General features: G+C 34.0%; 14 protein-coding genes and 1 pseudogene. All 15 read right to left on the reverse strand.

Annotated features, from left to right (window positions below):
* Positions 1–246: pseudogene (locus Q8M62_RS21310) on the reverse strand (undecaprenyl/decaprenyl-phosphate alpha-N-acetylglucosaminyl 1-phosphate transferase); the annotation flags it as partial.
* A gap of 761 nt (positions 247–1,007) precedes the next feature.
* On the reverse strand, positions 1,008–2,522 hold the full coding sequence (locus Q8M62_RS21315) for a capsule assembly Wzi family protein (protein WP_304899523.1): 1,515 nt from the start codon (positions 2,520–2,522) through the stop codon (positions 1,008–1,010).
* A 137-nt stretch (positions 2,523–2,659) separates the two neighbouring features.
* Entirely contained in the window at positions 2,660–3,877 is a 1,218-nt protein-coding gene (locus tag Q8M62_RS21320; protein WP_304899524.1) for a glycosyltransferase family 4 protein, read from the reverse strand.
* Positions 3,874–5,154 (reverse strand): alginate lyase family protein, encoded by a 1,281-nt coding sequence (locus Q8M62_RS21325; RefSeq protein WP_304899525.1) that lies wholly within the window; start codon positions 5,152–5,154, stop codon positions 3,874–3,876. The genes Q8M62_RS21320 and Q8M62_RS21325 overlap by 4 nt, the downstream gene beginning before the upstream one ends.
* A 367-nt stretch (positions 5,155–5,521) precedes the next feature.
* A complete protein-coding gene (locus tag Q8M62_RS21330; RefSeq protein WP_304899526.1) occupies positions 5,522–7,645 on the reverse strand; it encodes a bi-domain-containing oxidoreductase in 2,124 nt (707 codons plus the stop codon).
* Positions 7,642–8,421: an AglZ/HisF2 family acetamidino modification protein gene (locus Q8M62_RS21335; RefSeq protein ID WP_304899527.1), complete on the reverse strand. Its 780-nt coding sequence runs from the start codon at positions 8,419–8,421 to the stop codon at positions 7,642–7,644. The genes Q8M62_RS21330 and Q8M62_RS21335 overlap by 4 nt, the downstream gene beginning before the upstream one ends.
* A 2-nt stretch (positions 8,422–8,423) precedes the next feature.
* Entirely contained in the window at positions 8,424–9,038 is a 615-nt protein-coding gene (gene hisH, locus Q8M62_RS21340) for an imidazole glycerol phosphate synthase subunit HisH (RefSeq protein WP_304899528.1), read from the reverse strand.
* Complete coding sequence (locus tag Q8M62_RS21345) at positions 9,035–10,174, reverse strand: N-acetyl sugar amidotransferase (RefSeq protein WP_304899529.1); 1,140 nt, start codon at positions 10,172–10,174, stop codon at positions 9,035–9,037. The genes hisH and Q8M62_RS21345 overlap by 4 nt, the downstream gene beginning before the upstream one ends.
* Positions 10,175–10,189: 15 nt before the next feature.
* Positions 10,190–11,320 carry a hypothetical protein gene (locus Q8M62_RS21350; RefSeq protein WP_304899530.1) on the reverse strand — a complete coding sequence of 377 codons (1,131 nt, stop codon included), beginning with the start codon at positions 11,318–11,320 and terminating at the stop codon, positions 10,190–10,192.
* Positions 11,321–11,469: 149 nt separating this feature from the next.
* The gene (locus tag Q8M62_RS21355; RefSeq protein ID WP_304899531.1) at positions 11,470–12,669 is read right to left on the reverse strand and encodes a glycosyltransferase; all 1,200 of its coding nucleotides are present in this window, start codon (positions 12,667–12,669) and stop codon (positions 11,470–11,472) included.
* Positions 12,670–12,701: 32 nt separating this feature from the next.
* Positions 12,702–13,571 (reverse strand): SDR family oxidoreductase, encoded by an 870-nt coding sequence (locus Q8M62_RS21360; protein ID WP_304899532.1) that lies wholly within the window; start codon positions 13,569–13,571, stop codon positions 12,702–12,704.
* Positions 13,559–14,683, reverse strand: a complete 1,125-nt coding sequence (gene wecB, locus Q8M62_RS21365; RefSeq protein ID WP_304899533.1) for a non-hydrolyzing UDP-N-acetylglucosamine 2-epimerase — start codon at positions 14,681–14,683, stop codon at positions 13,559–13,561. Before wecB ends, Q8M62_RS21360 begins: the two co-directional genes overlap by 13 nt.
* A gap of 26 nt (positions 14,684–14,709) precedes the next feature.
* Positions 14,710–15,723: a polysaccharide biosynthesis protein gene (locus Q8M62_RS21370; protein ID WP_304899534.1), complete on the reverse strand. Its 1,014-nt coding sequence runs from the start codon at positions 15,721–15,723 to the stop codon at positions 14,710–14,712.
* A gap of 13 nt (positions 15,724–15,736) precedes the next feature.
* Entirely contained in the window at positions 15,737–16,879 is a 1,143-nt protein-coding gene (locus Q8M62_RS21375; RefSeq protein WP_304899535.1) for a glycosyltransferase family 1 protein, read from the reverse strand.
* Positions 16,880–16,895: 16 nt separating this feature from the next.
* Complete coding sequence (locus Q8M62_RS21380; RefSeq protein WP_304899536.1) at positions 16,896–17,984, reverse strand: EpsG family protein; 1,089 nt, start codon at positions 17,982–17,984, stop codon at positions 16,896–16,898.
* Positions 17,985–18,004: the final 20 nt, after the last annotated feature.

An 18,004-nucleotide genomic window follows, 5' to 3' on the forward strand; every position in this document is an offset into this window, starting at 1 on the left:
CATCAAGGCAATAGCACCAAGAAGAAATCGAATATCAGGAAGTGGAAACTGCCATCCCCAAATCGCAAGGGTGACGAAGGTGGCGACCACAAAACTAATTCCTCCCATCGAGGGCGTGAATTTCTTGTGAATTTTGCGCCCACCCGGAGCGTCTCCTATGTTTGCTTTCCGGAGCACCGAAATGACAATCGGGGTAATTAGAAAACCTATAGAAAAAGCAGTAATCGTAGCTAAAAGAAAGTACATAATAAGTTGGTTCTTAAAAACGGAAATCGATATAATTTAAAATTAAGCAATTATTATACCTACATGTTATCGATAAAATAATTTACAACACTCATCTTTGAAAAATTCAAAAAACAAACAATTTCGATTTATTTTACAGCAATTTTGATTTGAAATACTTTTTTTACTGGATAAGAAATCTTCAACTTTAGGGGTATTGCTAAAACTTTTTTTTTCTTAAGTCAACATACTGTTGAAAAGTGAAGAATTATACCACAAAGGTAATCAAGGCTGTTTCAAAACTATAGTTTTTTTTGATTTTTTCTCAAATAGTTTGACCCGGCTGAAGTACTTTTCAAGAAACTGAACCCGAATCCAAAACATTGTGAAGTCAGGGTTTGAAAATTTAAAATGAAAAGGAATTTACAGGCGGTAAGATTTGGAGTAAAAGAGTAAAAAAACATAGAATTTTTTAATTTGTGCACTTGCGTTGCATTCTGAAAGGGTCAGAAAGGTTAAGTAGCTATGCCTTTGCTATGGGACTGCTATGGGACTGATGGCGTATTGATGGGGAATTGCTATGCTGTAGTATCAAGAAAGAGGCAAGTTTTTTTTCTAAATGGGAAATACTATAGTCAAGCTGTCTGAAATTTACTTTGAAGTAGCGAATGTTAATTTTTTTCTTGAATTCCTGTAAAATGTTACATGACAATTAAAACCATACTTTCTGATTAGTTTCTGCTGCCCTATCCATTGCAATGACGAAAGCCATCGCTATAACGCTACTTCTTCTTCCAAAAATAAATTGCACTGACTTGAGCCATCAGGGAAGTCAGGTTCTCTCCCTTTGGGAAGTCGGGCGTACTGGCTGGATCTAATTGCCACTGGTAATTCCGGGCGTGAATCAGCTGGAGCTTGGAGGAAAGGAGTAGGTTTTCGACTTTCTTATCGTAGAGGAAGCCCAGGGAAAGGTCTACCCAGGGTTTGCGTTCAGACTGTCGCCCAAAAGCTCGATAATAAAAATCTTGATGATTTTCAATCCGTTCAATTAAAATTCCAATTTTTTCTAATCCATTGACTAGTGCCAATTCGGTAGTTTGTGAGTTTGATCCAATGCCCAAACCTACTCCCAAAGGTTGACCTAAATGGCCAAATCCTCGGGCTCTAGTATGAGTATGCCAAGAAAGGCCACCTTTAGGTCCATATCTTACAATTCGATTTACTGATTCCTGTTGGTGTGTTATTTCAGATCTGAATTGGAACTTGTATTCCTGAAATCCAAAATCAAAAAGCTTATTAAAACCTAAAATGTAAGCCCTTGCATGTTCGGGATTCAAAATAAACTCTCGCCAGTTAAAGTTGTGATCCCTTTTACCGTATTCGAAGTAAAATTCCACTTTTTCTTTCGGTAAAAAAATTCTCGCAAAAATTGAAGCTTGCTGATCACGCCCATTTCCATCAAAAATTACAGTATTACCATTTTGAAAAAAACTCTCTTTTTGAAAAGGATATATAATAGGAAAGTAATCCTTAAAAGAGTCTCCCATTTGTTTCTTATAAACTTGGAATGTTCTACTAAAACCAAAGGATAATCCCTTTATCCATTTAGGACTATAACTGAGTGTAATCCCATTTAAATACCTCCAATCGCCAGTGAATTTTCGAAATAAAAGATCATTTAACTCCTGATCCTGAATCGCATCAAATCCTGAGTTTTCCAATCTTCCGGAAATCAATTGTCCCTCAAAATAGCCTAAAAAAGTTTTGGCAGGTTTCCGGGTTTGAATACTTAAGTGAGGAAATCCAGGTGCATTGTTGGAAAAAATCAAAGCGTTCCATTGACCTGGGCCCCACCAAATATTTTTAGTTGAAAATCCTGCCTCAAAAGCACCAAAACTAGCCGTAAAACTACTTTGACCCCAACCTAATCTAGAATAGAGCCCATCACCAAAGCGCTCGGGATAATCAGAATTGTTCCAGAAATAAAACTTATCACCATTTATAATAGAACCTAAACTTGGATCATATCCTTGAAAAGATTTGTTTGAAGAAATATTGAATTCAGGCTGAAAATCAACTTTAAGGAATTTATATCTAATCGAAAAACCAGTAAAAACTGAAAATTGTATGCCTGGAGTCGGGATCATACCAAAATCACCATTGCCAATTGGCCGTTTATTCGCTATTCTGGAATTGACGAAAGTAGGACTAAGATAAACTTCCAAACCATCTATTCCTTTGGGAAAAGAAATAGATTTTAAAATACTATCTGCTTTATTTTCTTCGTAAGGTCTCAAAAAATAGCTATTGATATCAGAAAACTCACCTTCTAACTGCCTCCTTCTTTGGAATTCAACTTGCCAAAAAGCCGGTCCTAAAGCTTGGGCGAAGGTTTCAAATGAAAGAAATATAAAAACTAAAAAAAGTAATATTTTCAAACCAATTCTTTTAACACAATTAACATTGACTTAGCAATTTTTTTTCTTTCAAAATCAAATGCCAATTTCTTACAGCCAATTTTATAAAATTCTAAATTTTTTCTGTTTTCATAAAATTCGAGAACTTTTCTTATAAAATCTGTTGAGTTTTCAGGTTCAAAACATAATCCAGCACCATAAGAATCTATAATTGCTTTGGTCTCCCCCTCAAGTCCTAGTAAAATAGGTTTTTGAACTGCTGCTGCCTCGAATATCTTGGAAGGAATTACTGACAAAAAAGTATCAGATTTTTTAAGATTGACTAAAGCAATATCCATTAATTGAAGGTAAGTCAATACTTCCTCTTTATTCACAGAATCCAAGAAAGTCACATTTTTCAATTTATCTGCTGTAGCTTTTTCTACCAGTGCAGCTTTACTGGCACCATCTCCTAAAAATAAAAAATGAATATCTTTTTTATGAGAGAGATTGAATTTTCTCACTTGGTCTAAAATAAAATCTAAACCATGAGCCATTCCATGGGTCCCTATATAACCAAAAACCATTTTACCTTGGAGACCTAGCTCTTCTACTAAATCTCGGGATTTTGGGCCGGGGTAGTATTTGGAAAGATCTACTCCATTCTTGAAAATGAAAATTTTATTAGGATCAATACCTTTGGAGGTGATTATTTCTTTAAAAGCGTCCGTCACCACAATAATCCGATTCGAAGACCGATACATTTTCATTTCTATCCATTCCAGGAAACTGATTATCCTTTTGTTATTTATTGCTCCCACAGCAATGATGGATTCGGGCCAAAGATCCCTTACTTCCATTACCCATTTCCTCCTAGTGAATAAAGATATCTGCCAAGCGGACATGGCACTAAAAAACTGAGGGGAAGTACCGATCACTATATCGGATTTGATAAAAAGTCCATGTAAAAAAGATGAAACACCAAAACTTATATAATCTAATGTCCGCCTGACAAATCCGGAATTAGCGGAAATATAGGACCAAACCCGGATCACTCTTATTCCGCATATCAATTCCTCTTTTCGCCAGGTATTTTTATAGCCCTCAAACACCTCACCTTTTGGGAAATTAGGAAAACAAGTGATAACCGTCACCTCTGCCCCAAGCTTAACCCACTCTTGACAATGCTCAAAGGTTCTGTTAGCGGGAGCATTGATTTCCGGGGGAAAATTATCTGTGATAAAAAGGATTTTCATTTATTGATAAACAGGGATTTAATACTTTTTTCTTTTAACCTTACTTCTATTACCTGGGCTTTTTCCAAGTGGTTGAAACCCTGACAATAATCATAGCTTGAAAATTCAATTGTATCAGCACCTGAGAATTGAATATGTGAAGAAGACGTCAGCCTGACTGAGTTAGTATTTATCCGTTCAGGTTGAACTGTAGGATGGAGGTAAAACCGAATAACTTTTTGGGATTCGGGACTGATCTCACCTGAAACTTCATCGATAACAGAAATTCCTGAATTCTCAATTTGGAATGTTCTTGAATGGAGAGCAGGAAAAAATCCATCATGAATTCCTTCTACCTGGAATTCAGAATCTTCTCGTATTTCAACTTTTGCCCTCCTACCCACTCTAAATCCAGCCCAAACTTCAGAGGAATTTTTTTCATCAATGGTCAGAGTATTATGCGCTCTGGTGGAGCGCTCCCAATCTCTCCTCCCCGAAATATTGTAGGTTGAAAGGCCGGGGTCTACAATCAAAGGAATCATACCCTCATGCAGCACAAACGAAAATGTATCCGCATGAGCGTGTCCAGGCTGATAGCTTGGTTTGATTCCTTCAACATCAGCTATCAATCTTAGATTTTGAATTTGAAAAATTCTGTAACCTGATTCTTTCAATTTGATCTTTTTTGCTTTTATTCCAAGCAGTTCCCCGATTGACAGTAATTCGTTGGCGGACTGTGCAATACCCTCGGTGGTATCATTGAAATGAGGAAGACTTCCATCTTCAAATGTCATTTGCTTTAGCCAACCTAACATCAGTTTTGCTTTTTCGTTTAGAAGTATCTTTACTGGGAATTGTTCAGAAGTCAGATGAAAGGATTCCAAAACCCTGAACAAAATAATCTGATGGTACATGGGTGCCAATTCAAAATGGGCACCATCCGGTAAGATCTGTTTCTCTAACTCTTCCTTCAGTAATTTCTCTCCCATTTTTTTCCAACCTGCGTCCTTGAAATACAATGCTCCCATCCAAAGAGCAAAGGCATTCTCGAGGAGATGGTTAGCCAAAAGGTGATACTCAAGGTTCTGGGATAAGTAATTGAGTTCGGCGAGTATGAAGGTTTGTATTGCTGACTTATCAACTTCTGAAATTTGATTGGTTTCCAAAAACCTGATCACATTCATTATTCTAAGCGAAGCCGGATAGGGTTCCAACGGAAGTTTCCCATCCCAAAGCCAGGAATAAATATCTTGAAGTAATCTTGCCTTCATGGCAACTTCAAGATCTTCCTGCTTCAAAAAATCAAGATATTGGAGGTTGTAATTCCACAGCTTTGCATGTACTTGATCATTCCAATCTATCTGGTCTTCATAAAAGGAGGTAAGATTTAAAAATGAAAAGGAAAATTTTTGATCCTGTATTTCAAGAATTCTTTTTTGAAAAGGAAACTGAAAAAAAGAGAGCGGGTAGGTTTCTTTAAAATCAAGCTTATAGGCTGAAAGCGGTTTTTTTGTCGCTAGCTTATATTTTACCTGATAAAACGCCTGAATTGGTTTTAGAAAAGAAATTGTTCTTAAGAAGGTATATGCTGAAGACACTATCTTGACTTATATAGGTAAGTCAATCTTTTAGGTGGAAAATTTTATTAAACCTTACTGAACATGATTAACCAATCGTTACCCAAGCTCCCGTTTTCAAACTTTCGATCGCAGCAAAACTAGCCTTTGTTGTGTTTACCAACTCTTCCATAGGAATCATTGCATGACCACTTTTCTGAACGGATTCGATTAATAAATTAAACTGGGTTTGATGTCCCTTATCCTGTCCGGAAGAGGCCGAACTAAAGTTTTTGAAACCAAAACCATTCAGTTTGCGCCAATTGTCCATTATTAATGTTCTCTCCTGGTGATAGACTTCTACTCTCTCCTTGGAATAAGCTTTAGATCCGTTTGAGAAGTAGTTAATCACACCATTCGTACCATTTTCATACTTCAGGAGAATAGTTGCGTTGTCTGTATTTTCTTCTGGATTCGCTCCCATTGCGTTCATACAAACGGCCTTTACCTTCGAACCGGACAGGTATGTAATCAGGTCAATAAAATGACACGCTTCACCAATGATTCTTCCCCCACCTATTTCCATATCATGCACCCATACTTTGGCTGGAATAAAACCAGCATTCATAGTCGCGATGATGTTCATTGGCGTATTTCCTGATCCCAATGCCTTCTTCATCTGGATGGCAAGCGGAGCAAAACGCCGGTTAAAACCAACCGAAATTGTCTTTCCTGATTCTTTATATGCATTAATTACCTGCTCTAGTTCTTCCTTATTTAGGGCCAAAGGTTTTTCTACAAACACATGTTTCCCAGCCTTCAACGCTTCAATAACCAATCTCGCATGAGCATTGTGTCGGGTAGTGACCATTACCAAATCTATCTCCGGGTCATTTAGGATTAAAGTATTGTCCGTGGTTGAGTTAGAAATGCCGAACTTCTTGGCTAATGTGGTGCCTGACAATCCACCTGAACTTGATACAAACTTCAGTTTGGCAGATGTTTTTTTCAAACACGGAAGAATCATTGCTGAAGTAAAATTGCCAGCTCCAATGATCCCAACAGTTCCTTTACCCGGAGTAAATGAATTCGACCCGATGGATACAGATCGTTGAGGTTCACCGGATTTTTCAGGATAAACCAAAATGGAAGCAATGGATTTACTTCCAGCCATATCACCATAGATTTGCTGATAGTTTTCAAGTGGAATCCTTTCGGTGATCAAGGGCTCAGTTTGAATGGCTTTTGTTGAAATCGCATTCAGGACCGCTTCAAAATTTCTCTTTTCTGTCCATCTCACATAACCGAGTGGATAATCCTGTCCTTTTTGTTCATAGGATTCATCGTATCTGCCTGGACCATAGGAGCATGAAACCTGAAACGTCAATTCTTTTTCAAAAAAGTCTGCTCGGGAAAGATCCAGTCCAATAACGCCAACCAGGATAATTCGCCCTCTTTTACGAGACATTTTAGCTGATTGTGATATGATTTCATTGCTCTTGTTGGAAGCTGTAATAATAACGGCGTCCGCACCAACCTCATGGGTAAAGTTGTTTACAAAAGCTACCTGATCCGTTCCTTCACCAGGGTTGACGGCATGAATCCCAAAAGTTTTAGCTAAGGCAACCTTTGCCGGATCATAATCAAATCCAATCACCTGACAACCGTTGGCCTTTAACAACTGTGAGGTAATCAAACCAATCAGTCCTAAGCCAACAACAACCACAGTTTCCCCAAAAGTAGGATTTGCAAGCCGAATCCCTTGTAATCCAATTGCTCCAATTACTGTAAAGGCAGCGGCTTCATCAGAAACATTATCAGGAATTTTAGCTGCAAGATTTTTAGGTACGGACACATATTCTGCGTGGGCTCCATTGGAAGCAACACGATCTCCGACTGCAAAATCTTCAACCCCTTTACCAATAGCAATCACTTTTCCCACATTGCAATATCCAAGAGGCAGAGGCTGTCCAAGTTTGTTGAACACCGCATTGATGGTAGGCTGAAGCCCATCCGTTTTTACTTTATTAAGCACTTCCTTGACTTTATCAGGTTGTTGCCTGGCTTTTTCAAGAAAATTAGCTTTTCCGAATTCCACCAACATCCGCTCAGTACCCAAGGAAACCAAACTTCTTGTCGTCTGAATCAACACTTGACCTGCTTTCACCAATGGTGCCGGCACTTCTTCTAAAATTGTATTACCTACTTTAAGATCTTGTATGATTTGTTTCATTGTATTTCTTTGAAAAGTCTTGACTTTTCTTCTCTATTCGGATAATTAATTAAAACAGCTTTGTACTTTCCTTTAAATACAAAGAGGCTTCCAGCTGCTGCTCCTATGATTTTAAACTTTGAAATAAGAAATTTTATATCCTCTAAATTTCCTGCTCCGCCTAATACAGTCATTGGGAAATCAGTAAGCTCTCTGATTGTGGAAATTAGAGGAAGATCATAGCCACTCATCGTCCCATCTTTGTCTATGGAATTAATTACAATCTCACCTACTCCTATTTTATTCAATTCTTGAATGAACTCCTTCAATTTAATTCCGGTCTTTTCTTTCCCGTTTTTGATATACACATCATAACCTCCTCCTGAAAGAATTCCTTTTTTCCTTACATCTATCACCACAACTACACTTTGACTACCAACGGCTTTTCCAATTTCTGATAGAAGAAGGGGATTCTTCACCGCGGAAGTACTCAAGGCCACTTTTTCTGCACCCAATTCGATGATTCTTTTTGCTTGTTCAACAGTAGTGACTCCTCCTCCATAGCAAAAAGGCATACGGCATTCCTGAGCAAGATTTCTGATCATCTCAAAGTTAGGGCCCCGATTCTCAACAGTGGCATCGATGTCCAAAACCATTAATTCATCAACTTCTTTTTCATTGAAGATTTTTACGGCATTGATTGGATCACCGACATACTTAGGATCTTTGAAGTTTACGGTCTTAACCAAACCCTTTTTATGCACCAAAAGGCAGGGAATTATTCTTGATCTAAGCATTCTTAAAGTTTGGCGAAATTGGAAAGCAACTGGATTCCATTGAAGTGACTCTTTTCCGGATGGAATTGCATTCCGAAAATTTGATTGTGAAGGACGGCTGAGGAAAAAGTTCCTCCATAAAAAGTAGTGCCGAGAATATCTTCTTGACGAAGTGTTTCAAAATAAAAAGAATGGACAAAATAAAACCCTAATTCTTGATCTATTCCATTAAAAAGATCGTGACTTATTTTTGGAATTACCGTATTCCAACCCATATGGGGCAAATATGGCTTTTCCTTAATTTTACTGATATCAAATTTCTTTACTTTTCCCTTTATCCATCCTAAACCAGGCAAAACTCCCTCTTCACTTCCTTCACTCAAGATTTGCATGCCTACGCAAACACCTAAAACCGGCTTATTATTTACCAAAACTTCCTCGTCAAGTGCGGACTTTAAGCCGGAGTCATTGAGTTGTTGCATGGTAGCATCAAACGAACCCACACCAGGAAGAATTAATTTATCTGCTTTTTTCAACAAATTAGGATCTTCAATAATTTGAAAAGGAATATTTGATCGATTATATATGTTGGCAATAGCTTGAATATTACCCGAACCGTAATTAACAATACCGATCACCTCTTTCCTCCTTTTTCTAAACCTAAAAATCTCATTGCTGTGGCACCAAGATTGTAAATACTTTCCTGAGACTTATAATCCTTAAACGTTTTTTTCGGCGCATTAAAATATGACCAAAGTTCTTCTGTGGTTATTCCAAGTTTATTTGAAACAAATTCGAAATCTTCCTTTACTTGATCTGGGGTGTAAACTGGTGTTTTCAGATTCTCAATTGCTTGTTCCCTAGTCATTTGACCCGTTAAAATCAGACTGGAATATTGAACTTTACGAGTATCAAAACCAAATCGCTCTGATAGCCAAAACCCTTCATAAAATCGTGTGAATCGAGATTCAAAATGCTTTTGAGGGTATTTTTGATAACCATACGTATCTACAAGAAATTGCATGGCTTCATCTTTATCATAGGGAACATAATCCAAAGGTCTATATAACTTAATGCCTTTGATATAAGGCAAATAAACTTTGTGCCACAAAATATTGGTAACGGGATAATCGATTAACTTTCCATTTCCATGTTTTTTAAATATATCCCTCAATTGAATCGAATCAGATTGATAATACATCCATTCGAGAGGGTTTCTTACACATTCTGTGGAATAATTACCTCCGGTTAGTATGTTTTTAATCTTGTGTTTGGATGCAAACTTATACATAGTAGCAAAAAATGCATGGTCCTGAGGTGTATCAATATGAGGAACCCCTGATTTGAAATACGCCAACTGCAGCTCCTTCATTTCCTCCCAATTTATCACTTCAGTATAGAGGTCGAGACCAAGTCCATCCACAAGCCTTTCAATATTATTTACAGCAATTTGTGAATTCCAACCCGCATCAACATGGAAAACTAAAGGTCTTAATCCAAATTCCTTCGTCATTACATGCAATAAGTAAGAACTATCAATCCCACCACTCATCCCCATCAAACAATCGAAATCTTTACCTTCACCTTCCTGTTTGATTTTAGCAATCAATTCTTCAAGGTTCTTTTTCCCAAGTTCATCAGTGTGCCAAAAAGGCTGAATTTTAGTGGAGAATGTATTACAATGGTCACAGACTCCTTTTTCATCAAAAGAGATTTTAGAATCAGTTGTGTCCATAACACAATTTGTGCAAATATTATATTCTTTAAATCCCATTGATTTTTTATTGAATTATATTATTTCTTTAATTTTCTTAGCTAAAATTTCATTCTCCATATAAAATTGGAAAGTATTATTAGAAATTTTATAGAAATTTTGTTTCCAACTTTCTAAATTTTGAAAATTTAATTTTGAACCAACCACATTAACTGCTTCATCTAAATCATAATTATTCAAGGTCATACCTATATCCATTCTTTCAATTTCTTTTCCATCACCAGAAAAGGAGAACGAAATCAATGGCTTTTTAAAATAGCCTGCTTCATAAAACCTGTTTGAGCGACATATTTTTTTCGCATTAAACCAATCGTCTGACGAATTAAATTCAGGGTAAAATACCAACATAACATCAATTTTATCATACAATTGGAACAAGTCCTCAGGTGATTTATATGGACCTAAATATTTGATTTGTTTACTAGTTGATATCAGTTTACTAAAATCTTTAGTATTCAACAAATTTATTCCTGCAATTATTCCTTCAAACTTTTCAGGGTATGTTTCAACTAATTTATTTATAAACATCAGAGTCCATTTGTCTCTAAGAACTCCGAAATAGCCTAAAACTATTTTATCATTTTTTAATCTACGACTAAGTTCAACATTGTGAAATTCATAGTCAACTTTATTCTCGAGAAGAAAATATTTTATACTTTTTAGCCCAAGTATTTCTTTATAATAATAATCTATAAAACCTTTCGATGTCACGACAATCAAGGAAGCTCTTTTTGTTATAAAAATTTCTATATATCTTAAAATCTTTCCAAACAATGAGTTTGATACTTGTATTGGTCTAATATCTGCGACATCGATTATAAACTTATTTTTTAAACCAATTGAAGCAAAGAAGCAAAGTATAGCTAAATCAATTCCTATAGCATAAATTAGGTCATTGTGTTTTGATAATTTCCTTAAAACAAAAATTGATTTTATGTATACCACTAATCGAGTAAGGTATTTCCCATCAGTCACTTTCCCTAATTGAACAAAACTGTCAGCAACAGGCTCTCTCGAAAGAAATTGATTTCTAATAAAATAGGCGACGTTTATTTTAAAACCTGAGATTTTTAAAAGCTTGATCCGCTTGCTGTCCTTGGTGTCTCCAAATGTGGGCAAAATAACCAATATATTCTTTTGATTCATTAAACAATTAATTTCTTTTTAATAATATTTAATACAAAACAACCAAAAATATATTTAAATTAATAATATTACTTTATAAACAGAATTATAAACAAAAATTAAAACACAAACTAAATAAATTTATAAAAGAAAAAAACAGCTAAATCACTTCAAAAGCTACCATTAATCATCTTGATAATTTTATTTGTTTGAACAATATTATTTTTTTCTCTCATGGTAAATAACTTGCAACGCAAACCGAATTGATGCAATTCTTCTTTATTTTTTTCCAAGATAGATTGAAGAGTTGTAAATATCCCAAATTTTGACTCATCTTCTATTAAGTAAATATATGGATAATGATCACCGGGAATTCCATATAATTTTGTAGTAATTAAAGGAGTTCCAATTGACATGTATTCTAGATTTTTTGATGGAAAGGAATATTTTGTATATTTTTCATGAGAAGGCCTTGGATTTATTAGAGCTGTAGCCTTACTCAAAATTCCAATTAACTCCTCATTTGGAATAATTCCTTTATATTCTATTCTATTATCGATTTTAGAATATTTTATTATTTCATCTGTAAATGGGCCAACTCCAAATAACCATAAACGAACATTTGGATCATGAATCATTTTAAAACCTTCAATTAACATTTTTATGCCATATCTTTCATATAAACCCCCAGCATAAATTATTACCTTTTCGCTGAACTTATCTTCAATTGAATTTTCTAACTTGTTGAATTTTACATTAGCAAAACTTTCAATAATTAAAAAAGGTCTATTTTTTTTATTTACAACTCTATTTAATTCATTCGTAACACATACATAAAAATCATAATAGAGTAAAAAAATAAACAAATTTCTAATTTTTGTTTTAAAAGATGTTTGCAGAATTCCTTCACCAGGGAGATCTGTTACTATTACCAATGTTTTAATCCCTCTTAATTTACAAGCCAAAATAACAGGTAGATTAATAGAAAATCTCAAAAAATCTACAATAATTATATCTTTTGATTCTGAATAATAATTTTTGAATAGAATTTGAAAAAAAATAAAAAAGCTTGTTATAAAGTTGTTTAGAATTGGCAAGTTAACTATAGGAATGTAATTATAATGAATATCATTTTCTAATTCATTTGATAATTTCCAGAATATTTTTTTTTGATCATAGTGATTAATGGGAAGAACAGAATTTACAAAAACAGTTGTATTAGAGTTATTTTTTAACCCTTCAGCGATTAATCCAAAAAAATTTTGGGCCGCATTTCCTGAAGTAACATTATATTGCTTAAAGAGCACTTCGTGAGTTTTTTTAGAACACAAAGTATTAAAAAAATGGAAATTAATCTTATTACCTACCATTGGTTTTGTTTGAATGAATTGACAAATTATATTTAATCATAAAAAAATCTATAGAAATCCTCATTTTTTTTCATCCAATCATATTGTTTTAATAGCATTTCTGAATAAGAAGGAACATGAAAATCAAAATCATTTGAAGCCGCTAAGGACTTATCTACTGATTTCCCTGGAAAAGGAACAATTGAAACAAAATCTCTTTTCCAAATTATATTAAAAAGATTGAGTAATTCAAATTTTGAAATAGGTTCGCCATTTGTTACATGATACAATCCTGTTAAATTATTTTGAATTGATTGTTCTATGTTTTTAGCAAGTTGGAACGTGGTTACACCACCCCAGAAGGATTCTGTATATCCACTTATCTCACCAGTTTGATTCATAAACCAATGAAATAAACCTTCACCATCAGTTTTTATTTCAGGTCCGATTATAGAAGTACGCAAAGTTAAATGTCTATTGGAGAAGATTTCTCCCAGAGCTTTACTTCTACCGTAGGTGTCATCTGCATCGCGAAAATCAGTTTGTTTATAACTACCCTTCGTGCCTGAAAACACACAATCTGTGCTTATGTGAATTACTTTTGCATTTAGTTCATCAGCGATTTGAACTAATAAATGTGGAAAATATGAATTAATAAATATGGCATTTGCTGGATTCCTAGTCGAACCTTTAATTAAAATTCCAATACAATTGACAATGAAATCAGGTCTTATTGAATTAATGGTATCTTTCACCTGACCTAAGTTGGAAATGTCACATACTATGGATTCATCTCTTAGTTTATTCCGATAAACAATATCATACAATTCAAATTCATCTTGTTGATTCAAATAATTAAATACAATATGCCCGAGCATCCCGGTGGAACCAAGTATTAATAATCTCTTTTTTACTTTTTCCATACTGTACGATTTATATAGTCTGTATAGGATAAAATAATACGCAATACTTTTTTTGAAACATTATCGGTTTCATAATCCCCAACACGATGAATAACCGAGGGATTTTCTTTGATTTGTTTAGTCACAACTTCAATAGCCTCTATAATTCGGTTTTTTTCCAGACCAGTCATGATTAGAGTACCTTCATCCATACCTTCAGGACGTTCATGAGCTTGACGTATGGTAATTGCTGGGAAACGCAAAATAGATGATTCTTCTGTGACCGTTCCACTATCGGAAATTACGCAGAATGCATTTTTTTGTAACTTTATATAATCGAGAAAACCAAAGGGTTTCATAAACTCTATCAGTGTATTTTTATTTGTGAAACCAATTGATTCTAATTTTTTTTGTGTTCTAGGATGAGTTGAGAAAATTACCTTTTTATTGTATTTAATCGTTATCGCATCAATAGATTCTAATAAATGTCCAAAATTCTCTTCTGAATCTACATTCTCCTCACGATGAGTACTTACAATAAAATATTCTCCTTTCTGTAAACCCTCTTTTTCAAGTATGGTCGATTTTTCAATGTTCTCTTTGTGAAAGTTTAACACCTCCGTCATTGGAGAACCGGTTTTAATAATTGTTTCAGGAAGTAACCCTTCCCTTTCAAGATACTTTCGAGCATGCTCCGATAGTGGCATATTTATATCACTCAAATGATCGACAATTTTGCGATTGATTTCCTCTGGTACGCGTTGATCAAAACAACGATTACCCGCCTCCATATGAAAAATTGGAATTTTTCGCCGTTTAGCAGAAATCACCGCCATGCAGGAATTCGTATCTCCATAGAGCAAAACGGCATCAGGCTTATACTTTTCAAATGCAACATCCGCTGCTATTATCACCTTACCAATAGTTTCAGCTGCATTTTTTCCTGCGGCATTTAAAAATTCATCCGGTTTCCGTAGTCCTAATTGCTCAAAAAATATTTCATTTAGCTCATAATCGAAGTTTTGACCCGTATGAACTAATATGTGATCGACATAGCGATCCAATTCTTTAATAACTTGACTCAATTTAATTATCTCGGGACGCGTTCCCACAATAGTCATTACTCTAAGCATGGTCAATAATTCAATTTTGGTTAGAATTAGAACAAATCTAATTTTAATAACAACGTTTTCATTTCAGCAACATTCAATCTGTGTGTATTGTGAGAATGATAATCATCAAATGAAGATCGTTTTTCCTCACCTTCTTCAAAATATTTATTGTAATTTAAATCTCGACCGTCACATGGTATTCGATAATAATCACCTAGGTCAATCGATTTAGCCATTTCCTCCCTGGTCACTAAAGATTCATGTAATTTTTCTCCATGTCTTGTTCCAATTATTTGAACATTTTCTTTAACATCTAGTAATTCATGTAAAGCTTTTGAAAGAACATTAAGAGTTGCAGCCGGTGCTTTCTGCACAAACAAATCACCATTGAACCCATTTTGAAATGCATATAAAACCAGGTCAACAGCGTCATTAAGAGACATCATGAATCTGGTCATTTCAGGATCTGTGATGGTAATGTTTTTACCATTATTAATTTGATCAATCCAAAGAGGAATTACAGAACCCCTACTTGCCATAACATTTCCATATCTGGTGCAACATATAACTGTTTTGGACGAGCTTGATAGTGAACGGGCTTTTGCGATAGCCACTTTTTCCATCATCGCTTTACTTATTCCCATAGCATTGATCGGGTAACAAGCTTTGTCAGTGCTAAGGACAATGACCTTATTAACATTATGCTGAACAGCTGAAGTTAAAACATTTTCCGTTCCCAAAACATTTGTTTTAACGGCTTCAAGTGGGAAAAATTCACATGAGGGCACTTGTTTCAAAGCTGCGGCATGAAATACATAATCAACATCTGTCATAGCCACATCAATACTTTGCCTATCCCTAACATCTCCAATATAAAATTTAAGTCGAGCATTATTGAAATGATGTCTCATATCATCTTGTTTTTTCTCATCTCTACTGAAAATCCTAATTTCTTTTATATCAGTATTTAAAAAACGAGATAATACAGCATTTCCAAATGAACCTGTTCCGCCGGTAATCAAAAGAGTTTTGCCTTTAAAAATGCTTTGTTGGTTTTCCATTAAATTATTTATATTAATTGATTTTCTTTAAAGATTCATTATAAACGGATCGTAAGAATTCAAAGGTATCCTTTGCGCATTTTTCCCAAGTATATAAATGAGCATATTCAAATGCTTTTTTACCTAATTCTTCTCTTTTTATTGGATTAAGTATTAATTCTTTTAATGCCGAAACTATACTTAAAACATCGAAAGGATCGAAATAAACACCTGCATCTTTTAATATATCTGGTAGTCCAGTTTGGTTTGAACAAGCGATAGGCAATTTTGCTCCCATAGCCTCTAATAAAGTAATTCCAAAAGTTTCACTTGATGAGGCAAATAAAAATATATCATTGGAAATATACTCGCTTAACAATCCATTAGTATCAACAAACTGTTTAATAGTAATAGAATTGTCTAATTGATTATTTGAAATGTAATTTAAGAGTTCATTTAATGCACTAGAGTCTCCACCGCCAACCAAATTTAAATGAATATTTAAGTCCAATTCTTCGTTCAATTTATGAATTGCCTGAACAACATTTAAATGATTTTTATAATGAAATATAGGTGATACATAAAGGATTTTAACCTCCTGATTGATTGTAAAGTTCCTAACATTATTCAGAAAAAACTTAGAATCTAATCCATGTGATATAATCCTATTGGTCTTATTACAATCAATTTCAGGCAATATAACATTTTTAGAATGTTGAGATAAAAAAATTAAAGCATCACTTCGTTTAAACGATTTAACTTGCCTCTTCCTCGTTTTGAGAAAATATATTTTTTCATCAACATTTAATACTCTATTTAACTCAAAATTATCAAATAGTAGGAGATTATGACAAGTAGCAACTGTTAATGCGTTCCTCATATAGACACGCAATTGACCATTAGAATAAAATTCTAAATCAGGATTGAGTTTCCTAACAAGACGTGGATAAACCCACAAATGCCACATATACCGTTTGAATCGAGAAGGACTATCGATCCAGTTATGTTTGATCACCTGGACATTATGATCAAGATCTCCTAACTTTTCATGGAAGCTTTCGGAGGTGATAAAATAAACTAGAATGTCTTCGGGAATTACGCCGCTTGAAAATAATCCCTTACAATAGCGGTAATATCCACCGCTACCTCCAATATCACCATAAACAAGTACTTTCATTTATTTGTATTTTTAATCACAAAAAGTTAGGGGCAGAAAAAATAGTTTTGTACTCGAAGAAATGATTTATCCATGTTTCAGAATAAAAAAAGGAAAAGAATTCATAAAGCGTTGAAATACTAATCAATATAATAAACCCAATTCTAATTGTTCGTTTTTGAATGTTTTCAAAGGCTATAGGATATGCGACCATTAGCAGAGGAGTAAAGTAGAAATTGAGTCTTGATATGAGTGGAAAACTAAATGTTAAAGGTATGATTAAAAAAGAAATTACTACAATATTAAGAAAAATTACTTTCCCGAGATAATTTTGATGTTGTGTACAATAAAACAGTATAATATAAATTATGAAATTCAATATAAAACCCAATCCAATAGTCGATTTTTCAACACTTTGATTTATATGTCCTGAATATTCCTTTTCAAAGTAAAGCGAAATAAATTGTTGACCTTGCGAAAATATTTCTCCTATAAAAAAAAAAGAGCCGATAAATAAAACAACAATAATTACTATATACTTAAATTTTAACTGAATAGAAAAATAGGAAAGAAAAACTAATGGTAAAAGAAAATATGCTGTTGAGTGAAAAAGTGATCCTAACAAAACAACAACAATGTAGTGGATTGATTGTTTTTTAATTAAAAAATCAATCGCTAATAAAAAAAGAGAAACAACAACAGCTTGTCTCATTGCAGAGCTAAGTACAAGCATGTGATAGGGTTGAAAAATATAAATGAAGATTGCAAACCAATAATATTTGGGAGAAACATAATTTTTGATGAATCTGTACAAGACAAAACAGGAAAAAGCTGCAAGAAAAATTTGCATTGCAAAAAAACCAAGAGGTCCAAAAAAATAATTTAAGTAAACCCAACCAATTTCATTGCCTTTTATTATAAAATTAGAAATTGAAAAGCTTGAGTACCTTTGAATCTCGTAAAATTGATCTAAATAACTAAAGTAGTCATTGCCATAATCATATCGGATAGCTAAAAATATGAAGATGCAAAAAACGGAAAAAAACAGTCCCATCAATCGATTTATTGATTTAGAAAAATATATTATCAAAAAAGAAAGTAGATTAAAATAAAGCGCTCCAATCATTATTATTAAGGATTAAAAAA

Source organism: Algoriphagus sp. (assembly GCF_030694375.1).
Classification (GTDB): Bacteria; Bacteroidota; Bacteroidia; order Cytophagales; family Cyclobacteriaceae; genus Algoriphagus.

Coding starts and splice junctions, on each gene's coding strand:
- Q8M62_RS21320 (WP_304899524.1), bottom strand. CDS start 3,877: ATGAAAATCCTTTTTATCACAGATAATTTTCCCCCGGAAATCAATGCT.
- Q8M62_RS21330 (WP_304899526.1), bottom strand. CDS start 7,645: ATGAAACAAATCATACAAGATCTTAAAGTAGGTAATACAATTTTAGAA.
- Q8M62_RS21335 (WP_304899527.1), bottom strand. CDS start 8,421: ATGCTTAGATCAAGAATAATTCCCTGCCTTTTGGTGCATAAAAAGGGT.
- Q8M62_RS21345 (WP_304899529.1), bottom strand. CDS start 10,174: ATGGGATTTAAAGAATATAATATTTGCACAAATTGTGTTATGGACACA.
- Q8M62_RS21350 (WP_304899530.1), bottom strand. CDS start 11,320: ATGAATCAAAAGAATATATTGGTTATTTTGCCCACATTTGGAGACACC.
- Q8M62_RS21355 (WP_304899531.1), bottom strand. CDS start 12,669: ATGGTAGGTAATAAGATTAATTTCCATTTTTTTAATACTTTGTGTTCT.
- Q8M62_RS21360 (WP_304899532.1), bottom strand. CDS start 13,571: ATGGAAAAAGTAAAAAAGAGATTATTAATACTTGGTTCCACCGGGATG.
- wecB (WP_304899533.1), bottom strand. CDS start 14,683: ATGCTTAGAGTAATGACTATTGTGGGAACGCGTCCCGAGATAATTAAA.
- Q8M62_RS21370 (WP_304899534.1), bottom strand. CDS start 15,723: ATGGAAAACCAACAAAGCATTTTTAAAGGCAAAACTCTTTTGATTACC.
- Q8M62_RS21375 (WP_304899535.1), bottom strand. CDS start 16,879: ATGAAAGTACTTGTTTATGGTGATATTGGAGGTAGCGGTGGATATTAC.
- Q8M62_RS21380 (WP_304899536.1), bottom strand. CDS start 17,984: ATGATTGGAGCGCTTTATTTTAATCTACTTTCTTTTTTGATAATATAT.